The sequence below is a fragment of the Cryobacterium lactosi genome (assembly GCF_004403945.1).
GTDB classification, from domain to species: domain Bacteria; phylum Actinomycetota; class Actinomycetes; order Actinomycetales; family Microbacteriaceae; genus Cryobacterium; species Cryobacterium lactosi.
Window position 1 is genome coordinate 199,810 of the sequence record NZ_SOHM01000008.1, and the last position, 22,028, is coordinate 221,837.

The 22,028-nt window shown below is 68.0% G+C and carries 26 protein-coding genes; 11 read left to right on the forward strand and 15 right to left on the reverse strand.

Annotated elements, in window-relative coordinates:
- Nucleotides 1-39: 39 nt before the first annotated feature.
- Together E3T61_RS04885 and E3T61_RS04890 are read left to right on the forward strand one after the other, a co-directional pair.
- The gene (locus tag E3T61_RS04885) at nt 40-798 is read left to right on the forward strand and encodes a hypothetical protein (RefSeq protein WP_134639768.1); all 759 of its coding nucleotides are present in this window, start codon (nt 40-42) and stop codon (nt 796-798) included.
- A gap of 54 nt (nt 799-852) precedes the next feature.
- Nucleotides 853-1,275, forward strand: coding sequence for a DoxX family protein (locus E3T61_RS04890; protein ID WP_134639769.1), 423 nt, complete (start codon nt 853-855; stop codon nt 1,273-1,275).
- 4 nt (nt 1,276-1,279) lie between these two features.
- Here the strand turns inward: E3T61_RS04890 and E3T61_RS04895 are convergent, their stop codons facing one another.
- Together E3T61_RS04895 and E3T61_RS04900 are read right to left on the reverse strand one after the other, a co-directional pair.
- Complete coding sequence (locus E3T61_RS04895) at nt 1,280-1,690, reverse strand: cupin domain-containing protein (protein WP_134639884.1); 411 nt, start codon at nt 1,688-1,690, stop codon at nt 1,280-1,282.
- Nucleotides 1,691-1,832: 142 nt separating this feature from the next.
- Nucleotides 1,833-2,225 (reverse strand): winged helix-turn-helix transcriptional regulator, encoded by a 393-nt coding sequence (locus tag E3T61_RS04900; protein ID WP_134639770.1) that lies wholly within the window; start codon nt 2,223-2,225, stop codon nt 1,833-1,835.
- A 126-nt stretch (nt 2,226-2,351) separates the two neighbouring features.
- Here E3T61_RS04900 and E3T61_RS04905 point away from each other — a divergent pair, with 126 nt between their 5' ends.
- Together E3T61_RS04905 and E3T61_RS04910 are read left to right on the forward strand one after the other, a co-directional pair.
- A complete protein-coding gene (locus tag E3T61_RS04905; RefSeq protein WP_134639771.1) occupies nt 2,352-3,002 on the forward strand; it encodes an NADPH-dependent F420 reductase in 651 nt (216 codons plus the stop codon).
- Nucleotides 3,003-3,131: 129 nt separating this feature from the next.
- Nucleotides 3,132-4,187 (forward strand): LLM class flavin-dependent oxidoreductase, encoded by a 1,056-nt coding sequence (locus E3T61_RS04910; RefSeq protein WP_134639772.1) that lies wholly within the window; start codon nt 3,132-3,134, stop codon nt 4,185-4,187.
- Nucleotides 4,188-4,268: 81 nt separating this feature from the next.
- Here the strand turns inward: E3T61_RS04910 and E3T61_RS04915 are convergent, their stop codons facing one another.
- Nucleotides 4,269-5,624: a BNR-4 repeat-containing protein gene (locus E3T61_RS04915; protein WP_134639773.1), complete on the reverse strand. Its 1,356-nt coding sequence runs from the start codon at nt 5,622-5,624 to the stop codon at nt 4,269-4,271.
- A 170-nt stretch (nt 5,625-5,794) separates the two neighbouring features.
- Between E3T61_RS04915 and E3T61_RS04920 the strand changes: the two genes are divergently transcribed.
- Both E3T61_RS04920 and E3T61_RS21835 read left to right on the forward strand, forming a co-directional pair.
- Entirely contained in the window at nt 5,795-6,673 is an 879-nt protein-coding gene (locus E3T61_RS04920; protein ID WP_134639774.1) for an endonuclease/exonuclease/phosphatase family protein, read from the forward strand.
- Nucleotides 6,674-6,683: 10 nt separating this feature from the next.
- Nucleotides 6,684-7,298, forward strand: a complete 615-nt coding sequence (locus E3T61_RS21835; protein ID WP_166793146.1) for a DUF2238 domain-containing protein — start codon at nt 6,684-6,686, stop codon at nt 7,296-7,298.
- A gap of 4 nt (nt 7,299-7,302) precedes the next feature.
- Here the strand turns inward: E3T61_RS21835 and E3T61_RS04930 are convergent, their stop codons facing one another.
- The 7 genes from E3T61_RS04930 to E3T61_RS04960 are packed head-to-tail and all read right to left on the reverse strand — an operon-like array spanning nt 7,303 to nt 15,177.
- Nucleotides 7,303-7,980, reverse strand: a complete 678-nt coding sequence (locus E3T61_RS04930; protein WP_134639775.1) for an N-acetylmannosamine-6-phosphate 2-epimerase — start codon at nt 7,978-7,980, stop codon at nt 7,303-7,305.
- Between the two features lie 13 nt (nt 7,981-7,993).
- Complete coding sequence (locus E3T61_RS04935) at nt 7,994-8,941, reverse strand: ROK family protein (protein ID WP_134639776.1); 948 nt, start codon at nt 8,939-8,941, stop codon at nt 7,994-7,996.
- On the reverse strand, nt 8,938-9,864 hold the full coding sequence (locus tag E3T61_RS04940; protein WP_134639777.1) for a dihydrodipicolinate synthase family protein: 927 nt from the start codon (nt 9,862-9,864) through the stop codon (nt 8,938-8,940). The genes E3T61_RS04935 and E3T61_RS04940 overlap by 4 nt, the downstream gene beginning before the upstream one ends.
- Nucleotides 9,865-9,884: 20 nt before the next feature.
- Nucleotides 9,885-10,688 carry an ABC transporter ATP-binding protein gene (locus tag E3T61_RS04945; protein WP_134639778.1) on the reverse strand — a complete coding sequence of 268 codons (804 nt, stop codon included), beginning with the start codon at nt 10,686-10,688 and terminating at the stop codon, nt 9,885-9,887.
- On the reverse strand, nt 10,685-12,670 hold the full coding sequence (locus tag E3T61_RS04950) for a dipeptide/oligopeptide/nickel ABC transporter permease/ATP-binding protein (protein ID WP_134639779.1): 1,986 nt from the start codon (nt 12,668-12,670) through the stop codon (nt 10,685-10,687). Before E3T61_RS04950 ends, E3T61_RS04945 begins: the two co-directional genes overlap by 4 nt.
- 2 nt (nt 12,671-12,672) lie before the next feature.
- Complete coding sequence (locus tag E3T61_RS04955) at nt 12,673-13,626, reverse strand: ABC transporter permease (RefSeq protein ID WP_134639780.1); 954 nt, start codon at nt 13,624-13,626, stop codon at nt 12,673-12,675.
- Between the two features lie 60 nt (nt 13,627-13,686).
- Complete coding sequence (locus E3T61_RS04960; RefSeq protein WP_338145509.1) at nt 13,687-15,177, reverse strand: ABC transporter substrate-binding protein; 1,491 nt, start codon at nt 15,175-15,177, stop codon at nt 13,687-13,689.
- Between the two features lie 283 nt (nt 15,178-15,460).
- Between E3T61_RS04960 and E3T61_RS04965 the strand changes: the two genes are divergently transcribed.
- Nucleotides 15,461-16,144, forward strand: coding sequence for a FadR/GntR family transcriptional regulator (locus E3T61_RS04965; RefSeq protein WP_241992392.1), 684 nt, complete (start codon nt 15,461-15,463; stop codon nt 16,142-16,144).
- On the opposite strand, the gene E3T61_RS04970 is transcribed toward E3T61_RS04965, so the two are convergent.
- The 5 genes from E3T61_RS04970 to tatA form a co-directional block, all read right to left on the reverse strand.
- Entirely contained in the window at nt 16,141-17,109 is a 969-nt protein-coding gene (locus E3T61_RS04970; RefSeq protein ID WP_134639783.1) for an acetylxylan esterase, read from the reverse strand. The two genes, E3T61_RS04965 and E3T61_RS04970, sit on opposite strands and share 4 nt — an antisense overlap.
- 8 nt (nt 17,110-17,117) lie before the next feature.
- Nucleotides 17,118-17,720 (reverse strand): fumarylacetoacetate hydrolase family protein, encoded by a 603-nt coding sequence (locus E3T61_RS04975; protein WP_166793147.1) that lies wholly within the window; start codon nt 17,718-17,720, stop codon nt 17,118-17,120.
- Nucleotides 17,717-18,025 (reverse strand): twin-arginine translocase TatA/TatE family subunit, encoded by a 309-nt coding sequence (locus E3T61_RS04980; RefSeq protein ID WP_134639785.1) that lies wholly within the window; start codon nt 18,023-18,025, stop codon nt 17,717-17,719. The genes E3T61_RS04975 and E3T61_RS04980 overlap by 4 nt, the downstream gene beginning before the upstream one ends.
- A gap of 72 nt (nt 18,026-18,097) precedes the next feature.
- A complete protein-coding gene (gene tatC, locus E3T61_RS04985) occupies nt 18,098-18,898 on the reverse strand; it encodes a twin-arginine translocase subunit TatC (RefSeq protein WP_338145510.1) in 801 nt (266 codons plus the stop codon).
- 6 nt (nt 18,899-18,904) lie between these two features.
- Nucleotides 18,905-19,156, reverse strand: a complete 252-nt coding sequence (gene tatA / locus E3T61_RS04990; protein WP_134639786.1) for a Sec-independent protein translocase subunit TatA — start codon at nt 19,154-19,156, stop codon at nt 18,905-18,907.
- A 228-nt stretch (nt 19,157-19,384) separates the two neighbouring features.
- Between tatA and E3T61_RS04995 the strand changes: the two genes are divergently transcribed.
- The 4 genes from E3T61_RS04995 (at nt 19,385) to E3T61_RS05010 (ending at nt 21,937) form a co-directional block, all read left to right on the forward strand.
- On the forward strand, nt 19,385-20,284 hold the full coding sequence (locus tag E3T61_RS04995) for an HAD family hydrolase (RefSeq protein WP_134639787.1): 900 nt from the start codon (nt 19,385-19,387) through the stop codon (nt 20,282-20,284).
- A gap of 73 nt (nt 20,285-20,357) precedes the next feature.
- The gene (locus tag E3T61_RS05000) at nt 20,358-20,927 is read left to right on the forward strand and encodes a PadR family transcriptional regulator (protein ID WP_134639788.1); all 570 of its coding nucleotides are present in this window, start codon (nt 20,358-20,360) and stop codon (nt 20,925-20,927) included.
- Nucleotides 20,924-21,316 carry a hypothetical protein gene (locus E3T61_RS05005; RefSeq protein ID WP_241992393.1) on the forward strand — a complete coding sequence of 131 codons (393 nt, stop codon included), beginning with the start codon at nt 20,924-20,926 and terminating at the stop codon, nt 21,314-21,316. Before E3T61_RS05000 ends, E3T61_RS05005 begins: the two co-directional genes overlap by 4 nt.
- 69 nt (nt 21,317-21,385) lie before the next feature.
- Nucleotides 21,386-21,937, forward strand: a complete 552-nt coding sequence (locus E3T61_RS05010; RefSeq protein WP_134639789.1) for a TetR/AcrR family transcriptional regulator — start codon at nt 21,386-21,388, stop codon at nt 21,935-21,937.
- Nucleotides 21,938-22,028: the final 91 nt, after the last annotated feature.

The window sequence follows — 22,028 nt, forward strand, 5'->3', positions numbered from 1 at the left end:
ATGGGCACACGCCCGCCACGATCCACGGAGATGAAACCGGTGTCAGACCCCAGCCTTCGCCTGCCCAACACGCAGTTCTGCGCTGTGCTCAATCTGGGCGTGCTTCCCCTGGTGGCACCTCCGCTGCCGCCGCGTTTCGCGTACCCGGTGCTGGATGCCCAGTGGCTGGAAGACGGCGCCGCGGTCTACATCGGCTTCGAAGAGGGTGAGCTGCACTTCGACGTGACCGAGCGCGGCATGGAACACCACTTCCACAACGCGGACGGCATGGATAGCGACATCAGCCCGTGGCCGCGCGCCGACACCGAAGCCCTGCTGGCCTGGTCGGTGCCGTTCGTGAACCATGTCAGCGCCTTGCTCGAAGAACTCACCATGGACGCCGCCGAGGCGGCCGAGTGGAGCGCGCTCGGCCTCACCGTCTACGCGACCAGCCCGGAAGAACCGACCCAGCTGGAGGTCGTGGACCTCGAGCTCGAGGGCGAACAGTTGATGCTGCCGTGGCTCGGCGCCGGCCACGTGGGCCACGACCACATCGACGGGCCCAACCACCCCATCGCGCTGCTCTGGAACGCCGCGCACGAGGAGCCCGACCTGCCCCTGGCCTCGGCCTGGACCGACCCCGCCAACGGCCAGCCCGCCGTGCTCGCCCGGCCCGGTGTGGACTGGGACGCCGTGGGCCTGCCCGAGGCCGAGGTGCTCGAGTGGCTGGAGGGCCTCTACCTCAACCACCACCTGCTGGCCGACCCCGAAGAGCTCATCCTGCGCGCCGGACTGGAGCGCATCGCGGGCATCCGCTAGCCGCACCCCGTCCCGCCTCACCGCCCCGTTCCGCTTTATCGACAAGGAGCAGTCATGACGCAGCGCCGCAGCTCACCCTCAGCCAAGGCACGCACCGCGGGCCGGATCGCACTCGGGGCAATTCTCGTCTTAGCGGGCACGAGTCACCTCACCTTTGCGCGCGACGACTTTCGCGCCCAGGTGCCTGAGTTCGTGCCACTGAAGGAAGACACCACGGTGTTGCTCTCCGGAGTGGCCGAGATCTCGCTCGGCAGCGCGCTGCTGTTCGCACCGACCAGCCTGCGCGGCAAGGTCGGGCTGCTCGCCGCCACCTTCTTCACCGCGATCTTTCCCGGCAACATCGCCCAGGCCGTGCACCACAGGGATGCGTTCGGGCTGGACACCGACGCCAAGAGGATCGGCCGCTTGTTCGGCCAGCCGCTGTTGGTGGCCTGGGCGCTGTGGTCGACGGCCGCCCTGGTGCGACGCTCGAAGTAGGGCGTTAGCCAGGCGTGATGCCGTTGTACTCGTCGTCGGTGATCTGCTCGCCCCACCAGGTGGGCGTCTCGGCACCGTCATCGCCTTCGAGGATCGCGTAGTGCTCCATGAAGACGCCGGGCGCGGCCGCGTGCCAGTGCTGTTCGTTCGGCGGCGTGTACAGGGTCTGCCCGGGATGCACCTCGATGATGTTGCCGGCGCGATCCCCGAAGCGGGCGACACCGTCGGTGACGTGCAGGTACTGGCCGCGGGCGTGGGAGTGCCAGGCGGTGCGCGCCCCGGGCTGAAAACGGACCTTCGCGACCGTGGTGCGCTGCTCGGGGCCGTGCGGAACGGCGATCAGGTCGAGCCAGACCCCGCCGGGGAATCTGTCTTCGGGGTTGAGAATGGTTTCGCGGGTGGGTTCGATCTCCATGGTGTTCCTTTCGGAGGCGTCGTCGTCGCCGTCCATGCCCTCGACGCTACGAGTCGGGCGGCGGATGAGGGAGACCCTGTCAGTACGCGCTTCGTCAGGGTGTCGGCCCAGACAGTTGACCGGCTCAGCCGGGGAGAGGCCGCTAGGAGGCGGACACGCCCTGACGGGTGCGGCTCCAGGTGACCAGGGGGTGCAGCAGCGAGATCAGCTGGAGGCCGGACGCGGTCAGGTTGTAGCTGATTGACACCGGGGTGGTGGGCTGCACATGGCGTTCGATCAGGCCTTCCTGCTCCAACTCCTTGAGCCGGGCGGCGAGCAACCGATCGGAGATGCCCTCCACGAGGGTGCGGTACTCGGAGAACCGGCGAGCGCCACGGGCTCCGGCCATGAGGATCGCTGCGCTCCACTTGCGGCCGGCCAGCTCCACGGAGATTTGGAACCGGCGGCACTCTTCCTCGTCGAGGGCGAAGGTGGACTCGGTCACGCTGTCGTTGAGAACACTGCCTTCGACGGAGTGGTTTACGGGCTGGCTCATTGTGGTCCCCTGCTCACTAACTATTGATTAGCAGCTTACCACCGGTTGGCGCTCGTCCGCGAGGTTTGCCATTGTTGAATATCGGCGTTCGCACTCCGGCGCCCGCAATTCTGCAGAAAGGCCCCCATGGTCACCACGATCGGCATCCTCGGAGCGGGCCGCGTCGGCTCCGCCATCGCCCGCACAGCCCTCGAGGCGGGCTACGCCCTGCACATCGCCGGCTCCGGCCCGGCCGCCGATATCCAGCTGATCGTCGACATCGTCACCCCCGGCGCCGTGGCCATGACAGCCGCCGAGGTCGCCGCCACCTCCGACCTGGTGGTGCTCGCCGTGCCGATGCACAAGTTCCGCTCGGTCGACCCGGCCACCCTGGCCGGCCGCCTTGTGCTCGACACCATGAACTACTGGCAGCCCATCGACGGCCAGCTCGACGAGTTCGCCGGCGACCCGCGTGGCAGCAGCGAGGTTGTCGCCGAGTACTTCGCCGGCGCCCGCCTGGTGAAGACGCTCAACCACATCGGCTACCACGACCTGGAGACCGACGCCCGGCCCGCCGGCGCCGACGACCGGCACGCGCTGGCCATCGCGGGCGACGCGGATGCCGCATCCGTCGTGGCCGAGGTCATCGAGCGCTTCGGCTTCGATGCCGTCTACGCCGGCCCGCTCGAGGCCGGCGTGGCGTTCGAGCCGGGCTCCCCGGTTTTCGGCGGCCGGCACACCGCGGCCGAGCTCACCGCCGAGCTGGAGCTCGCCGCGCGGGAGACCGAAGCGGCGTAGCCCGCCCACACGGGCCCGCGCCCGAGCGCAACTGTTGCCCGCGCGGACAAGTGCGGCCGGTACGCCGGCCGCAGAAGTCCGCTTCGGGAACAGTTACGCAGGCATCCACCACAGACAGAGGACAGACTCATGGAAATCGGCGCCTACAGCTTCGGCGACACCCCGTTGAACCCCGACGGCAGCCCGCGCAGCACGGCGGAGGGCATCCGCAACCTCTTCGACGCCATCGTGGTGGCCGACCGGGCGGGGCTGGACTACTTCGGCATCGGCGAGCACCACACCGTGAGCATGCCCGCGTCCTCCCCCGGCGCCGTGATCGCCGCGGCGGCCGCGGCCACCAGCCAGATCATCCTCGGCAGCGCGGCGAGCATCATCAGCACGGATGACCCGGTGCGGGTGTTCCAGCAGCTCGCCACCGCCGATGCCATCTCCGGCGGCGGCCGGGTGGAGATCACCGCGGGTCGGGGCTCCTCCGTCGAGACGTTCCCCCTGTTCGGCTACGACCTGGCCGACTACGACCGGCTCTACGCGGAGAAGCTCGACCTGCTGATGACCATCAACAACAGCCCCACCGAGACGGTGAGCTGGTCGGGCACCGTGCGCCCCACGCTCGACGAGTTGGCCGTGGTTCCCCGGCCGTTCGCCGGCCGGCTGCCGATCTGGCTGGCCACCGGCGGCAACGCGGCGTCGTCGGCCCGGGCCGGCAAGCTCGGCCTGCCGGTGTCGTACGGCATCATCGGCGGTGAGCCGCACCGATTCAAGCCGCTCACCGAGCTGTACCGCCGGTCGGCCGCGCAGGCCGGACACACCGAGGGCGTCGATGCGGAGAACATCAAGGTGTCGGTGGCCACGTTCGGCCTGGTCGCGCCGACGAAGCAGGAGGCGCTGGACCGGTTCTACCCCGGCTGGCACAACCTCAACGTGGAGATGGGCCGGCTGCGCGGCTGGGGTGCCCCCGACCGCCGCCAGTACCTGGCCCAGAGCCACGCACCTGGCGCGTACTACGTGGGCGACCCCGACGACGTCGCTGAACGCATCGTGCACCTGCACGGCTACCTCGGCCACATGCGGCACTTCCTGCAGGGCGACCTGGGCGGTCTGCCGCACGAGCACCTGCTGGAGTCGCTCACCCTGCTGGCCACCGAGGTGAAGCCCCGCGTGGCCCGGCTGCTCGCCGCGAAGTAGGCGGTGAGACCGGGTCACCAGGTCTCGACAAGCTCGACCGACGACGAGTTCGGCGAGACCGCCTAGGTGGGTTGTGTCACCTCAGCGGCGCGGGCGTATCAGCGCAACGGCTTCGCAGTCGTAGCTCTGGGAGCTGGCCATGGTGCCGCGGAACCAGAGCAACGTGACCCGGGTGCGATCGCCGGGCGCCACGATCGGCCGGAGGTTGTCCACGGCGGAGTTCTCGGTGACCGGCGTCCACGACCAGGTCCGGCCGGCGTCCCCGGTGCGGCCGTGGAAGATCTCGTGGTGCGGCAGCGGCGTTTCGTTGCGCGGGTCGATCGGCAGCGACGCGTACACGGAATCCAGGTCGTCCGGGTCGATGGCGACGAGCCCCGTGTAGTCCTGCTCGTGCGGGAGCAGCCCCGCTCCGGCCCGAGCGAGCGGATGCGCCCGCCAGGTGCCCCCTGGCGTGTGCCGGGCGTAGAAGAACCGGTGGTCCGGCACCGGGCGCATCCGCTCGTAGGCCTCGCCGGGGTTGCCCGAATCGGGGGCGCCGGGCCCTGGGCCGCCGCGCGTCGACAGCACCGCCGCGAGCGTGCCGTCCGCGGCCCGGCGGATGTCGACGGTCCAGGCGTGCGACATGCGCTCCCCGCCCCAGACCGAGCTGGAGGTCAGCACTGTGCTCGCGGCGAGCACCGTCGTCAGTCTCACCTGCGACGGCGCCTCGCCGGTGAGTACGCGGGTGTCGATGACCGTGCCGTCGGTGCCGTGCAGCGCTCCCTGCTCGAGGTAGCCGTGGTAGATGCTGTTGTCGTAGTCCCGGGGATGGTGGTCGGTGGTGACCAGATCGATGCGGGTCTGCGTCGACACGTAGCGGGTGTACCCGTTGACGTAGCCGATCTTGGGTCTCGTGAAGAGCTTGCCCGAATAGTTCCAGGTATCGCCGTCGTCGTCGGAGACGAGGGCACATTGATCGTCGTTCACCGCGCGCGCGAAGCAGTACAGCCGGCCGTCGAGCTTATGCAGGTTGGAGTAGGTCACCCCGATGCCACCGGTGTGCGGGCTCCAGTCGAAGCGGCGCTCTGGCCCCCAGAGTCGCGGATCGCCGGGTTCGCTGATACGCCAGCGGGTGAGGTCGTCGGTCTTGTGCTTCGTATAGACGGCGAGCCAACGACCGTCGGCCCGGCGCCAGAGGGCGGGCGCGTTGTGATCGTCGGCCTCGAGGTTCTCGTGCAGCACGACGACCTCACTCGCCCCGGTGCCCAGGTCCACCACGGCGAGCTCGATGTTGCCGTCGCGGCGGGCGCCGTCCGGGCCGTCGGCCGAAGCGACGGAGCCCACAAGGAGAAGGCCGGCGCCCGGGTCCACGACCGCGCGTTCGTCTTGGAACCAGCACCAGGCGGCGTTGTCGTTGATGACAACCGGTGGTGACGGAACGGGTGTCGGCGTCCTCATCGGGTGACCTCCCGGGGAGCACGGAACAGCTCCTGCATCGGGCTCACCTCCATCGGCTTCGGCCAACGGTAGCCGATTGCGGCGATGCCCGGCAAGCCCTTTCCCAGATGCTCGCGGGCGTGGCCGGGCCCGGGATGGCACCCCGGCCGACCGGGGGTACGGTGGGTCGCATGACGGATGCGGCGCTGATCGGTGCGGTGAGCGCGCCCGACCTGCAGGTGATGACCTACAACATCCGCCGCCGGGTGCCCACCCTGAGGGCGGGCAGCCCCGACCGGTGGGATGCCCGCAAACTGCTGCTGCATCGCCTGCTCACGGCGGAGCAGCCCACGCTACTGGGCGCACAGGAGGCGCTGGTCGACCAGGTGGATTTTGTGGCCGACGCGCTCGGCCCGCACTACCGGTGGGTGGGCCGCGGCCGGCATGCCGCCGGGCGCGACGAGCACAATCCGATCTTCTACGACAGCCGGCGCCTGCATCTGACCGCATGGCAACAGCGGGCGCTTTCGGCCACGCCGCACGCGCACGGGTCGCGCTCCTGGGGCAATCTCACCCGGCGGGTGGTGGTGTCGGCCGACTTCACCGATCTCGCCACGGGCACCCGCCTGCTGGCCTTCAACACCCACTTCGACCACCTCTCCTGGCGCTCCAGGCTCACCTCGGCAGAGTTCATCCTGGCCCTGGTCAACAGCGCTCACGCCGCCGAACCTGACGCCGCGATCGTGGTGACCGGTGACCTGAACGCCACCGTGGAATCCGCCGTCTACCGGCGTCTGACCGGGGAAGGTGCGCTTCGGGACTCCTGGTTGGTGGCCGCCGAACGCCTGACCCCGCAGTGGGGCACCTTCTCGGGATACCGGCGCCAGCGGCGCGGCGGGGCCCGCATCGACTACGTGCTGGTGGGGCCCGGCGTCGAGGTGGCGAGCACGGGTATCAACGCCGCCAGGTTCGACGGCCGGTCGGCGTCCGACCACGAGCCCGTGCAAGCGGTACTGCGGCACGCGGCACCCCACCCGGCGCGCTCCTCCGCCGGCCGCCAATCCGACTAGTGTGCTGGCCATGATCCATACATTGCTGCGACGGCCGTCCGGCGTCGCGGAAGCCACGGCCGACGCGCTGCGGGCGCTGGCCGTGGTCGGCATCGTCGTCGCCGGCATCGGCTGGGGCCCGATGTCGGGGCTGAGCCTGGCGGTGGTGGCCGTGGCCATGCTGCTCCCCCGGTTCCTGGAGCTCCGGCCGAGCGTTGACATCGCCTTCGGCGCCGTGGTGCTCGTGGCGGTTTGGAGCAGCGTGCTGGGGATCTACATCACCACTCGCTGGTGGGACCTGCCGGTGCACTTCCTCACCAACGGACTCTGCGCCGCGCTTCTCTACATAGTCCTTGTGCAGTTCGGCATCCTGGCCGACGCGGGCACGCTCCCCCGGCCCGTGCTGTCCGCCGCCGTGGTGACCACGGCGCTGGGCTTGGCGCTCGGCGTGCTCTGGGAGGTCTTCGAGTGGGTCGGGCACACCTTCCTCGACCCGGAGATCTTCGTCGGCTACAACGACTCGATCGGCGACCTCGTCTGGGGCGGCGCCGGGGCGCTGCTCGCGGGGTGCGGCATGCACTATTTCACCGGTCCGTCCACAGACCGGGCCGGACGCACCGCCGGACTCGACCCTGCGGACTTCTAGCGGGTCAGCGCGCGACCGATTCCGCGAACCAGGTGGTGATGGTCGTCGGATGCGTGATGGCCGTGCCGACGACAACGGCGAACGCCCCGGAGTCGATGCAGGCCGACGCTTGGGTCGGGGTGTGAACGCGGCCCTCCGCGATGACCGGGATCGGCAGGACGGCAGCGAGGATACGCAGCACCTCGAGGTCGGGTCCGTCGGTCTTCGTCCGTTCCCCGGTGTAGCCGCACAGGGTGGTGCCCACACAGTCGGCGCCCGCTGCGTAGGCGGCGATGCCGTCAGCCACCGACCCCACGTCAGCCATGACCAGGGCGGTCGTCTGCTCGTGGATGCGGTCGATGGTTTCCGCCAGGCTCAGGCCGTCGGGCCGGGCGCGACGGGTGCCGTCGATGGCGACGATTTCGGCGCCGGCGGCGATCACGGCCAGTGCATGTTCGAGGGTCGGCGTGATGAACACGTCATCATCGCCGTCCTTCCAGAGGCCGATCTGCGGCAGCGCCACGCGCTCGTGGATCAAGCGGATGTCGTCGAGACCCTGGGCGCGGATGCCCACGGCGCCGCCGCGCACGGCGGCTTCGGCGATCTGGGTCATGGTCTCGGGGTGCCGCATGGGCTCGGCCGGGTAGGCCTGGCACGACACGATGAGGCCGCCCTTGAGCGCGGCGAGGTGGGCGTGCGTCATGGAATAGATCCGTTCACGGTGTCAGAGATGCGGTGTTGGGGAGTGCGGGGGCGGCGGTGTTGATGAGGGAAGCCGCGCCGACGATGGCCGAGTTCGCGCCCAGGGAGGTCGGCACGATCCGGCAGCCGGCCAGCAGGCCCATCGCTTCGGCGCGGGCCTGGCTCTCCACGGTATTCCACCAGCGGGAACCGGCGGCAGCGAGGCCCCCGCCGACGATGACGAGGTCGGGGTCGACGCTGTTGATCGAGCCGCCGATCGAGCGGCCCAGCGCGGTGGCGGCGACGCCGATCACCTCTGCCGCCAGGGCGTCACCGGCGTCGGCTCTGGCGAAGATCTCCCGGGTGTCCCCTGGCTCGGTTCCGCCGCGGCGCAGATACGCCTGGAGGATCGCGGGCCCCGAGGCGATGACCTCAAGGTGGCCGGTACCGCCGCAGGTGCAGGACAGCCCCGCGGCTTCCGTGGCGGGGACGTGGCCGTAGTGGCCCGCGGCCCCGTGCCGACCGGCCTGCAGCACGCCGTCGATCACGAGCGCACCGCCGATCCCGGTGCCCGCGGCGATCACGAGCACCGTGCGCTCGCCCCGGCCGGCGCCGTGCACCGCCTCGCCGATGGCGTGTGCGTGCACATCGTTGACCGTGGCCACGGGCATGCCCAGCCGGCGCTCGATCTCGGCGCCGAGCCGCGTTCCCGCCCAGCCGGGCAGGGAGCTCGTGGCGAACTGCACGGTGCGGCTCACCGGGTCGATCACACCCGCCGCGCCGATCCCGCACCCGGCGATCACGACGCCGGGTGCGGATGCGGTGAGGCTGGTGGCGAGGTCGACGATGGTCTGGAGAATGGCCTCCGGACCCTCGGCCGCCGGCGTCGGCGCTGAGCGCTGCCGGGTGACAACACCACCGGGGGTGACGAGTCCCGCCGCGATCTTGGTGCCGCCGAGGTCGACGCCGAGTGTGACTGTCATCGCACCAGCAGGCCTGCGCGGTCGACGATGGCCTGGATCCGCTCGACGGTGTCGCCGGTGAGGGCGGGTACCGGCGGCGACATCCGGTTGGTCGAGATGATGTCCAGGTGCGCGAGGGCGGTCTTGAACGCGCCGAGACCGGCCGCTTCACCGCTGACGCCGGAGGCCTGGAAGACGATCTCGAACAGTTCGGACAGTTCGTCCTGGATGCGGCGAACGGCCTCCCAGTCGCCCTCCTTCGACGCGGCGAACAGGTCGACGTAGCGCTTCGGGTCGACGTTGCCGAGGCCGGGCACCACACCGTCGGCGCCGAGCAGCAGGGCGCCGTCGACGACGACCTCGTGGCCGGTGAAGACCACCAGGGGGCTGCCGGCGGCCCGGTTGGCCATCACCAGCCGGCGGAAGCCGACGTCGTCACCGCTGGAGTCCTTGACACCGGCGATGATGCCCTCGGTGCCCAGGCGGATGAGCATGTCGAGGCTGAGCTTGTTGTGCACCCGCACCGGGACGTCGTAGGCGAAGATCGGCAGCGTCGTCGCGGCGGCGAGCAGACGGAAGTGGGTTTCGATCTCGGCCTGGTTCGGCAGCGTGTAGAACGGGGCTGTCGCCACGATCGCGTCGACGCCGGCGGCCTCGGCCAGGCGGATCTGCGCCACGACGCGCGCCGGGGTCATGTCGTTGACGCCGGTCATGACCTTGACGCGGCCGGCGGAGATGCGCACGGCTTCGGTGAGGACGAGGGTGCGGTCGGCGTCGGAGAGGAAGGCGACCTCGCCGGAGGAGCCCAGCACGAACAGGCCGTCGACGCCGGCGTCGATGAGGTGGTTGACGAGCCGCTCGAAGGACTCGAGATCGATGGCTCCGTCAGCTGTGAGAGGGGTGACAAGAGGGGGAACGACTCCGCCGAAGGTGGGTGCTGACATAGTTGGTGCTCCTGTTTTCTTTAGTTATGGATGAGAAGGCTGGGGGCCGCACCGAGGAGGGTGCGGGTGTAGGGATCGGTCGGGTTGGTGAAGACCTGCTCTGCAGATCCTTCTTCGACCACGGAACCGGACTTCATGACGACGATCCGGTCGGAGACGTAGCGCACGGTCTGGATGTCGTGGGAGATGAAGGCCATGCCGAGGTTGAGCCCCACCTTCAGGTCGCTCAACAGGTTGAGGATCTGGGCGCGCACCGACACATCCAGGGCACTGGTCGGTTCGTCGGCGATGATGACGTCGGGTTCGAGCGCGAGTGCCCTGGCGATGGCCACGCGCTGACGCTGACCGCCCGAGACCTGACCGGGGAAGACGTCGCTGGTGGAGGCGGGCAGCCCGACGAGGTCGAGCAGCTCGCGCACCCGGGCCTCTCGCTGCGCCAGGGTGCCGATGCCGTGCACCCGGAGCGGGTCCATCAGCACATCGTGCACGCTCATGCGGGCGTTCAACGCGGTAGAGGGGTCCTGGAAGATGATGGACACCGACTTGCCGTAGGCCCGGGCCGTGGCCCGGTCACGCTTGACGATGTTGCGTCCCTTGAACGACACCGTGCCGCTGGTCGGCTCCTGCAGTCCCACCATCACCCTGGCGAGGGTGGACTTGCCGCAGCCGGACTCCCCGACGATGCCGATGGTCTCGCCGCGGTTGAGGGTCAGACTCACCGCGTTGACGGCGTGCACCTTGTCCCGGCGGAACAGGGTTCCGGTGCGGGCGGTGTGGATGACGTGGATGTCGTCGAGCCGCAGAATCTCGTTGGCGGTGCTCATCGTGTGGTCTCCAGTTCGTCATCCGGTGCCAGCAGGGCATCGTTGTGGGTGGACACAAGGTGCAGGGTGCCCGTGACCGGCCGCAGCTCCGGGCGGGTGGCCCGTACCGCGTCGCCCGACCTCGACCGTGGCGCGAACCTGTCGCCGGTGGCGAAGTCGCGCGGCGAGGGCACCGTGCCGGGGATCTGGTGCAGCCGGGTGGCGCCGTCCTCGATGGAGAGCACCGAACCGAGCAGGCCCCGGGTGTACTCGTGGCGGGGGCTCATCAGCAACGCGGTGGTCGGAGCGGACTCCACCACCTGCCCGGCGTACATGACCGTGATGCGGTGCGCCAGCTCCGCGACCAACGCGAGGTCGTGGCTGACGAACACCATCGCGAAGCCGAGCTTCTCGCGCAGGTCGTTGAGCAGGTCGATGACCTGGGCCTGCACCGTCACGTCCAGCGCGGTGGTGGGCTCGTCGGCCACGATCAGCTTGGGGTCCCGGGTGAGAGCCATGGCGATCAGCACCCGTTGGCGCTGTCCGCCGGAGAGCTCGTGCGGGTAGCTCTTCAGGGTGCGCACGGGGTCCAGGCCCACGAGTTCCAGCAGATCCTTGGCGCTGCGGGTACCGCCGCGCTTGATCAGCTGGCCGAGCTGGGCGCTGACGAGCATCGACGGGTTCAACGAGCTCAACGCATCCTGGTAGACCATCGCCATCTCGTGTCCGAGCAGCGCCTGACGCTCCTTGCGGGGCATGGTCAAGAGGTCGCGTCCCTCGAAGAGGATCTGGCCGGTGATCTCGGCGGTGTCTGGCAGCAGCCCCATGATGGCGAGGCTGGTGATGCTCTTGCCGCAGCCGGACTCGCCGACCAGGGCCATCGTTTCGCTGGGCCGAACCGAGAAGCTCACGTTGTCGACGATGGCGATGTCCCCGTGCCGATCCGGGAAGCGGATGCTCAGGTTCTTCACCTCGAGCAGTGGGGCCGCGTCTCCGGTGTACACGAGCCGGTCGGTGCGGGTGGATTCGATCAGTCGCAGCTGGGCCAGGTGAACTTCCAGGGGCACGGATGCCGCGGCGACCTCCACCACGGACACCGTCATGGTGGTGGCGCTGTCGGCCGCTGACACGGCCGCAACGGCCTTGGCGTTCTTCGTGGCCGGCTTCACCAGGGCGTCGGTGAGTCCCTCGGCCAGGATGTTCAGCGACAGCACCGTGATCAGGATCAGCATGCCGGGGAAGAAGGTGGCCCACCAGCCGCCGCTGAGCAGCAGGTTGCGGCCGGAGGAGATCACGTTGCCCCAGGACGGTGCCGGGTCCTGCACGCCGGCGCCGATGAACGACAGGCTGGCTTCGAAGACGATCGCGTCGGCGACGAGCACGGTGACGAACACCATGATCGGGGCGGCGCAGTTGCGGGCGACGTGCCAGAACAGGATGTGCGGCAGCCGGGCGCCCATCACCCGCTCGGCCGAGACGTAGTCCTCACCGAACTGGGCCATCACGTTGGCGCGCACGATCCGGGCGATCTGCGGAACGTAGAGGAACGCGATCGTGCAGATCAGGATCGGCAGTTCCTTGCCGAAGACGGCAACGAAGACGATCGCGAGGGCGATGCCGGGGAACGACATGATGATGTCGAGGATCCGCATGATGGTTTCGCTCAGCCACTTGGATGCGGTGGCTGCGATCGACCCGATGATCGCACCGGCGATGAGAGCCAGCGACGTGGCGCCCAGGCCGATGGCCAGGGAGAACCGGGCACCGTAGAGCAGCCTGGAGAAGATGTCGCGGCCGTTGCGGTCGGTGCCGAAGAGGTGCTCGAACGAGGGCGGCAGTGCCGGGATGCCCGATTTGAGCGGGTCGTACGGGGCGATGACCGGCGCGAGGATGGCGAGGAGCACAACCAGGCCGAAGAACGCGAGGGCGATCTTGGAGCCGAGCGGCATGGCGCCGAAGCGCTGGGCGGGCACGCTCAGTCGTGCGTTGAGTGATCGACGCATCGTTACACCGTCCGAATCCGTGGGTTGATGAGCAGGTAGAGCATGTCGACGACGATGTTGACGAGCACGAAGGCCAGCGCAACGGTGAGGGTGACGCCCTGCACCAGGTTGATGTCGTTGTTGGTCACACCGTTGAGGATGAGCTTGCCCATTCCGGGCAGGTCGAAGATGACCTCGATGATGACCGCGCCGCCGATGAGGTAGCCGACCCGCAGGCCGAGCACCGTCACCGGGGTTATGAGCGCGTTCCGCAGTACGTTGCGGCTCACCACGACGCTGCGCGGCAGGCCGCTGCCGATGGCGGTGCGCACGTAGTCCCGGTCGAGTTCTTCGACCATCGAGGTGCGCACCACCCGGGTGAGGGAGGCGGCAACCGGAATGCCGAGCGAGATCGCCGGCAGGATCATGGTGCCCAGCCAGCCCGTGAAGGAGTCGTTGATGTTGACGTAGCCGCCGGTGGGCAACCAGCCGAGTCCGAGGGCGAAGTTCTGGATCAGCAGGATGGCGAGCCAGAACGACGGCACCGCGATGCCGGCGATGGACACCACCCGGATGAGCTGGTCGGGCCAACGGTCGCGGTAGAGGGCCGCGGTCACGCCGAGCGTGAGTGAGAGCACCACGGCGATGAGCAGGCCCATGATGGTCAGCTGCACGGTGAGGGGGAAGGCGGAGCCGATCAGGGTGGTCACCTTGCTGGCCGGCGGCACGGTGACACCGAGGTTGCCCTGCACCAGATTGGCCAGGAAGGTGAGGTAACGCACGATCAGGGGGTCGTTGAGGCCCGCGTCTTCGCGATACGCCTCTCTGGCGGTCTCTGACGAGCTTTCCCCGAGGGCGTTGATGGCCGGGTCTCCCGGCGCGAGTTGCATAACGAAAAAGACGAGGGCGGTGATGCCCAGGATCATAATCGGGAGCACGGCGATTCGTCGGGCCATGAGCCTGAGCAGCGCGGTCACAAATGTCTCCTCTAAGAAGGAATGGAGTGGGGGCCGGCCAGGCGGCCGGCCCCCGTTGGATTACTGAGCCGTGCGAGCCACGTCGAGGAAGGACAGGCCGGTGAAGGCCACCGGCTTGAAGCCGGTGATGGCGTCTTCATTCCAGGCCGTCGGCAGCTTGCGGTGCACCAGCGGGTACACCGGGCATTCTTCGGCGATGAGATCGAACGCCTTGCCCCACAGCTTCTTCTGCTCGGCGGCATCCGACGTCGCCATGGCGTCGTCGAGGTATCCGGTCAGTTCGGCGAACTCGGCGGAGTCGGCCCAGCGGTACCGCTTGGTGGGCCAGACGGTGGCGGCGCCGTACCACCAGCGCAGCAGAAGGTCAGCGTCGTTGCCGAACACCGACGGGTCACCGGGGGCGACCATCACCGTGTAGTTGCCCTCATCGACGGTCTTGTACTGCGCCCCGGACTGGTTCGTGTCGATGGTGGTGGCAATGCCGGCGGCGTCGAGGTCCTCCTTGATCAGCGGCAGCACGTCCTTGACCCAGCTGGTGTCGGTGGCCAGCAGCGTGATCGACAGTCCGTCGACGCCGGCGGCCTTGAGCATCTTCTTGGCCTTGGCCAGGTCGTAGGTGTAGACCGTCTTGGCCTTCTGGTACGACGGGTGTTCCTTCTGCAGGTAACTGGTGGCCGCGGTGGCCTGGCCGAGCATGCCCGTGTTGATGAGCTTGTCGTAGTCGATGGCGTACCGGAATGCCTGACGAACGCGCTTGTCGTCGAAGGGGGCGACCGAGGTGTTGAACATCATGAACAGCTGACCGAACGACTGCACGGACTCCACCGTGGCATCCTTCAGCGATGCGACGTCGATGTAGGGCACATCCTCGATGGCCTGCACCCGGCCGGACTGCACGGCGGTGACGCGGGCGGCGGCATCCGAGAGCAGGTTCCAGGTCATCGCCGCGGCCAGGGCGGGGCGGGCGCCCGTGTAGGCGTCGAAGCGCTCGAACATGATCTTGTCGTCCTTGACTGCGGACAGCATCTTGTACGGGCCGGTTCCGGTGGGCAGGGAGTCGAAGGCGACCTTGTCGGCCTCGACCAGAGCCTGGGGAACGATCTTGACGACCGACAAACGCTCCAGTGCGAGGGCGGTCTCCTGCTTGAGTGTGATCACGACGGTGCTGTCGTCGACCTTGGCGATGGAGTCGACGAACGGCAGGAAGGTCAGGTACAGCGACGCGTTGGCCGGGTCGAGCACGCGCTGGAACGAGAAGACGACGTCGTCTGCCGTTACCGGGCTGCCGTCGTGGAAGACCGCTCCCTCGCGCAATACCGCTGTGATGGTCTTGCCCTTGACCGTGGGCAGCTCGGACGCGAGTGCCGCGTAGACCTCGCGGGTGACCGGGTCGAGCTCGACGAGACCTTCGAGCACGTGCCAGTTGGCGGCGACGGTGACGGCGCCGGTGGTGGTCATCGGGTCGAAACCGGTGGAGAGGGCGTAGGAGATGCCCGCTTCAATGGTTCCGTTTTTGTCAACGCCCGGGCCGTCGGCGGTGGCCGGTGCCACGCTGTTGGTAGAGGCGGGGCCGCTGCAGGCTGACAGTGTTGCCACCAAGCCCATTGCGCCTGCGACCTGGAGGAAGGCCCTACGGCTAGTCTTCCCCTGAAGTGTTTCGTGAAGCATCGGATTGCCTTTCGTTCATGTTCGGAAAGCTTAATCAGACGTCAGACGTCCTACGTGTTAGATTGAAGTTATACATACTCGAGTGAAAGGTCAAGCACGGATGCTGAATATCGACGATTCGAAAGCAGGAGTTTTCGCCTCCGACACATCCCGGAAACGAAGCTCCGTGACCGACCAGATCAAGGATTTCATCCTCACCAAAGGCCTGAAGTCCGGCGATCTCATGCCCACGGAGACCGAAATCTGCGCTGAACTGGGGGTTAGCCGGTCCAGCGTTCGTGAGGCCATCCGAACCCTTGCGGCGCTTGACATCGTGGAAGTCAAACACGGTTACGGCACCTATGTCGGCCAGCTCTCCCTTGCCCCCCTGGTGGAGGGTTTGGTCTTCCGCGGCGTTCTGCGCCCGCAGGATGACTTCGCGGCGCTGCGCGAAGTGATCGAGGTGCGCGAGGCCCTCGACATCGTCATGGCCCAGCAGATCATTGACGCCTTGCACGGCGAAACCGACGAGATCCTCGAGGGCCTGGTGTCGACCATGGTGGAGAAGTCGGCGTCCGGCACGGCCTTCGCCGAGGAAGACCTGGCCTTCCACACCCGGTTGCTCGCGTATCTCGACAACACCCTGGTCGGCCAGCTCGTCACCGCATTCTGGGAGATCAACACGGTGCTGTACCCGAAGCTCGGCATCGCCCCGGCCGCGGACATCGACGACACCGCCCGCGCCCACGGCGCGATGCTGGAGGCTGCCAAGGCTGGCGACCTGGAGGCTTATCGGGCTGCGGTTGTGGCTCACTACCAGCCGCTTCGTCGCTCCCTGGAGAAGGCCGCGCTGAAGAGCGTCGTCGACTAACCGTTCGCCAACGTCCGTCGCGCGATGTCGAGCACCAGCTGCTCGTCATCGACACCACCGCCCTCGTGGCCGTTGAACGGCCACACGGTGATCTCCTTCGGTCCGTCGTAGGCGTTGAATGCACCGAAAACGGTCGAGGGCGGGCAGATCGGGTCCATCTGAGCCGCCGAGAGCCACACCGGCGCTGAGGCGCGCCTGATGAAGTTCACGCCGTCGAAGTAGGCGAGCGTCTGCAGTACCGCGCCGGCTCGGTCGCGGTACCAGGACAGGTAATTCGCGATTTCCTTGTAGGGGTTGGAATCGGTGATCATGATCGCCCGGGGGAAGTCGCAGAGGAACGGCACCCGGGCCGCCACCGCTCGCAGGCCCGGCACCAGCCCGGCCACGGCCAGCGCGAGTCCGCCGCCCTGGCTGATGCCGGTGACGAGTACCCGGGCCGGATCGGTCAGCGGCAGTTCCCCGGCCGCGTCGACCAGCCGCACGGCATCGACGATCAGTCGCCGGTAGTAGTACGTCTCCCGGGAGTCGATCCCGCGGGTGAGGAAGCCGGGAACCTGGGGCCCGGAGCCGGTGCGGTCGGGCGTGCTCCCCCGTGAGCCGCTCCAGGCTTGACCCCGGGTATCCAGTTCCAGATGCGCGTAGCCCGCCGAAGCCCAGAGCAGGTTCTCGATGGCATCACCCCGCCCGCGTCCGTAGCCGTGGAACTGCACGATCGTGGGCAGGGCATCCGTGGTGCCGGCGGGCACCCGCAGCCAGGCCTTGATCCTCTCCCCCTCGAAGCCCGAGAAGGTGAGGTCGTAGACGTCAAGGGTGGCCAGGCCGGCGTCGACCTTCTGAACGGCCAGCGCCAGCGGATGCCGGCGGGACGACCGCAGGGTGTCCGACCAGAACTCGTCGAAGTCGTCCGGGTCGACCTGGGCGCTCCGGTAGGCGTGGAGCTCCGCTTCGGGCAGGTCCAACAGCATCCGTACGCTCAGCGGACCGTGTTGCGAAGGGTGCCGATGCCGGGGATGGTGATCGCCACCTCGTCACCCGGATTCAGCTCCGCCGCGGTGTTCGGCGACCCGGTCATGACCACGTCGCCCGGCTCCAGTGTCATCCACCGGGTGACGTAGACGAGGGTGTCGACCACCCGGGAGGGCAGGTTGAAGGTGCCTGAGCTGGCCACGACCTGGCCGTTCACCTCCACGACGATCTCGAGGGCTTCCGGGTCGGCGATCTCGGTCTCGATCCACCCGCCCAGCGGCGTGTAGTTGATGCCGGCCTTGCTCTCGAAGTTCTTGTTGTCCACGGCGTTGCGCTCGGCGCTGGTCACGTCGTTCACGATCGTGTAGCCCAGCACGTGCTCGAGCGCGTTCTCCACCGTCAACCGGCTCGCCGTGCGGCCGATGACGACCGCGAGCTCTCCCTCGGCCACGACGGTACCCGCATCCGCCGCCAGCACGATCTCGTCGCCGTCGTTGGCCACGGTGCGCACCGACTTGAGCCACGCCTGTACGGGTAGAGCGGCCTGGGGGTCGGCGTTGTGACCGATGCCTACAACGAGGCCGGGGGTGCTGGTGCGGGCGATCTTCACGGGGTGGAGCCTTTCCTGGAGGGGGTGGAGGGGGTGGAGAGGTCGGGCGGCGTTTCGTCCAGCAGGGCATCGCGGATGATCCGGCGGGGGTCGTACTGGCGTGGGTTGAGCTTCTTCCAGTCGATGTCGTCGAATTCCGGGCCCATCTCGTCCTTGAGGCGGTCCTTGGCACCGTTGGCCAGTTCTTTGGCCTTGCGCACGAACCGGCCGAGCACGGCGGCGTAGTGCGGAATGCGTTCGGGGCCGAGCAGGAACGCGGCGATGATCACGATGATGATGAGCTTGTCGAACGTCAATCCGAACATGGCGGCAACTCCTTCACTGGCTTGTCTTCAATCACTGTCTGGTCTTCAAGCTCGCTGGAGCAGCTCGGCCGGTCATCGGAGGCCGGCCAGTTCTTGGTCGATCCGGTCGGAGGCCTTTCGGGCCCGTCGGTCGTGGATCCAGGCGATGAAGCCGGCCACGAAGTAGAGGAGCATCATCGGGACGGCGAGCAGGAACATCGACATCACGTCGGCGGCGGGGGTGGCCACAGCGGTGAAGACGATCACCACGACGATGGCCATCCGCCACGAGCCGAGGATCGATCTGGCGCTCAGGACGCCGGCGAAGTTGAGCAGCACCAGGAACACCGGCAACACGAAGGCGATGCCGATGGCGACCACGAGCTTGAGCACGAAGTCGTAGTAGCCCTTGGCACTGATGATCGCCGCCGAGTCCTCCGGGGCGAACGAGGTGAGCAGGGCGACCATATTGGGCAGCACGAACCAACCTGCCGCGCAGCCGGCCAGGAACAGCGGCACCGCGGAGGCGACGAACGCGATCGCGAACTGCTTCTCCCGGCGGGCAAGGCCGGGCATGAAGAATGCCCAGATCTGGTAGAGCCAGATCGGTGAGGAGACCACGACGCCCACGGTGACGGCGATCTGCATTCGAAGATCGAACGCCTCGGAGATGGTGGTGAAGTTGAGCTCGGAGGTGCGCCCCTGGGCCTGGGCGATGTTCCCGATCGGAACACGAAGGGCGTCGAGCACAGGCTCGGAGAGCAACCAGCCCACAACGGCGCCCACGAGGACTCCGATGGCTGCGCGGGTAATCCGCTTGCGCAGCTCGATCAGGTGTCCGCCCAGCGTCATCCTCCCGTCGCGGGCGGACTTCACCTTCGTGACGGTGGTCACGATGGGTCAGATCCGGGTGGAGGCGCGCGTCGGGAGGGGGATGGGCTCGGCAACCGGAGCGCCGGGGTGGGCCGGTCCGGCCGTCGGGTCGGGCGCATCGGTGCTGTCGTCGTCTTTCAGGGTCTTGACCTCGCTCTTGAAGATGCGCATCGACTGACCGACGCTGCGGGCCAGGCCCGGGAGCTTGGGAGCGCCGAACAACAACAGGACAATCGCCAGGATGATGACCATGTGCCATCCGGTGAGGTTTGCAAGCATGATTTCGCCTCTCGTCTGTGGGATTCATCACGGGGGGTAGAACCGGGATGTAGAACGTCTGACGTCATACGCTACTGGAATTCGGTGGGAATGCAAGAGGATGCCGTTGATTGGTCAGACATGCGAGGTTCACCCCTCCCGGATGAGGCGCGCCTGCCTGCTCGGGGGAAGTGTCCCCATCAGACAACCGAGGGCGTCCGCAGGGCGTGCCCGCCGAGAGGAGCCGAGATGACCGGCAGCGACCTACCGAGCTGGACCGATGGGCCGGCCGAGCGCGCCGTGCGCGCGTTCGTGGCGGCGGCGACCACTGCAGGCCCCGCCTTCATCGACGTGGCCGATCGCATCGCCGCCTTCGACAATGACGGCACCCTGTGGAGTGAGCAGCCGGTTCCCCCTCAGTTCGATTTCGTCTTTCGCCGGTGGGGCAGGGAGGTCGCCGCTGACCCGTCGCTGGCGGGCATCCAGCCCTACAAGGCGCTCGTGGAACACGACAAGGCATTCTTCGCCCGGGTCCTGGCGCAGGACCCGGAGACCATCACGGCGCTGCTCTCCGCGTTCGGGCGCTCCTGGAACGGAGTGACCCCGGCGGACTTCGACGCCGAGGTGCGGGTCTGGCTTGAGACGGTCAAGCAGCCCAAGTTCGACAAGCCGTATATCGACCTCGTATACCGGCCGATGCTCGAGCTGATCGAGTTTCTCCGGTCCCATGACTTCAGGGTCTTCGTGTGCTCCGGCGGTGGGCGCGACTTCATGCGCACCTTCGCCGAAGAGACCTGGGGCATCTACAAGGAGAACGTGATCGGCACGGCGGCGGACTACCGGTACGTCGACGGCACGATCGTCCGAACCGATTCCGTGCTCGGCGGCCTCGACATCGGCCCGGGCAAGCCGGAGCACATCTTTGCGCAGACCGGTCGACTGCCTGTCTTCGCCGGCGGCAACGCGGATGTCGACGTCGAGATGCTTGAATCCGCGAAATTCTCGATGATCATCCGGCACGACGACGACCGGCGGGAATTTGCGTACACCTCGGGGGCCGAAAGGGCCCTCGGCCGTGCTGCTGTGCTCGGTTGGACCGTGGTGAGCATCGCAGAGGACTGGTCCACGGTCTTCACGGGCGGTCGCTGAGGGTCGTTGAAGGGGGGTCGCTTCTGCGCTACATATCTGATAGATATATGTAGAGCGAATCAAGGAGTCACCCATGGCAGCGTCAGACCAGACCCAGATGGCCGTTCTCGGCGGCCTCAGCATCGCCCCGATGACCGGCTACGCCCTGCGGGAGCAGATCCGCGACGCCCTCGGGCAGTTCTGGGCGGAGAGCTTCGGGCAGATCTATCCGGCCCTGGCGACGCTCGAACGCCAGGGGCTGATCGAGCGCCAGGCGGCCCTCCGGGCGGGCTCCTCCACCTTCGCCATCACCCCGCAGGGCAGTGCGCGCCTGCGTGAACTGCTCGCCGAGGCGCCGCAGCCGGTGAAGCCGCGGAACGGCGTGCTGCTGCGACTGTTCTTCGGGCGCCAACTGGGCGAGGAGGCCTGTCGGCGGCTCGTGATGAACACGCGGGCCAAGGCCGAGGCCGAACTCTCCGGGCTGCGGGACATCCGCGCCGAGCTGCAGTCCGACACCGGCCCGGATGCGCCGTACATCCTGCTCACCGTGCTGGCCGGTGAGCACTCCGCACGCGCGTCGCTCGCCTGGGCGAATGAGGCGCTGGGCGTTCTCGACGGCATCTCCGGCGCGAGTGCTGCCGGCTCGAGTGCGGTGCCGCGGTGAGCGCCGGCCTCGTGGCGGGCGCCGCCGTGACCTTCTGCGTGCTGATGGTCGCACTGATCATCTTCCAGGCCGCGCTCATCGCCGGAGCTCCGCTGGGGCACTTCGCCTGGGGCGGGCAAGACCGGGTCCTGCCGATCCGCAAGCGCCTGGGCAGCGCCACCTCGATCGGTCTCTACCTGATCTTCGCGGTGCTCATTCTGCAGCGGGCCGGGCTGGCCGAGGTCATCCCGTGGCCCGCGGTCGTCAGTATCGCGAGCTGGGTTCTGGCCGGGTACTTCCTGCTCGGCATCGTTCTGAACGCGGCCTCCCGGTCACGGCCGGAGCGGTGGACCATGGCGCCGCTGTGCGTCGTCTTGGCGGGTCTCACGGGGCTGGTCGCCCTGAGCTGAGGGCACGCTGTCAACCACAAGACGGGAACCACTTGCGGAGATCCAGAGAGTGAGTGTACAGTCACTCTTATGTCAACCCTCTCCACCGCCGAACTGCGGATGCCCGTCGTCGCGGCGAGCGCCGTGCGCGAGTTCGCCCGCGGCGGCTATCACGGCACCACCATCGCCGACGTGGCCCGCGACGCCCAGATCTCGCCCGCGTACGTTTTCAAGCTCTTCCCGAGCAAGGAACGCCTCTTCGTGGCGGCGCTCGACGACTGCTTCGAGCGCATTCTCGAGACCCTCGCAGCCGGGGCCGATGCCGCGGGCAGCCAGGAGGCTGAGGCGGTGTTAGACGCCATGGGCGGCGCGTACGCCGAACTGATCAGCGACCGCACCCTGTTGCTGCTCCAGGTGCACGCCCAGTCCGTCGCCGAGATCCCGGAGATCGGCCAGGCCCTTCGTGCGGGACTGAAACGGGTGACCCGTTTCGCCAAGATCCGCTCGGGGGCGAGCGACAGCGCCGTGCAACGCTTCGTCGCCTACGGACAGCTCTGCCACCTCATCGTCACGGCCGGCATCGACGGCGTGCCCGACGAGTGGGCGACGATCCTCTCGCACGGCATCCGTCACCCCCGCTGAGCCACTCCCTTTCCGCTTCGCCACGCCACCCCAGCCCACCCCGCTCTCCCCAGTCACTCCATCGTCCCTGTTGTCCAATTTAGTGAGTGGT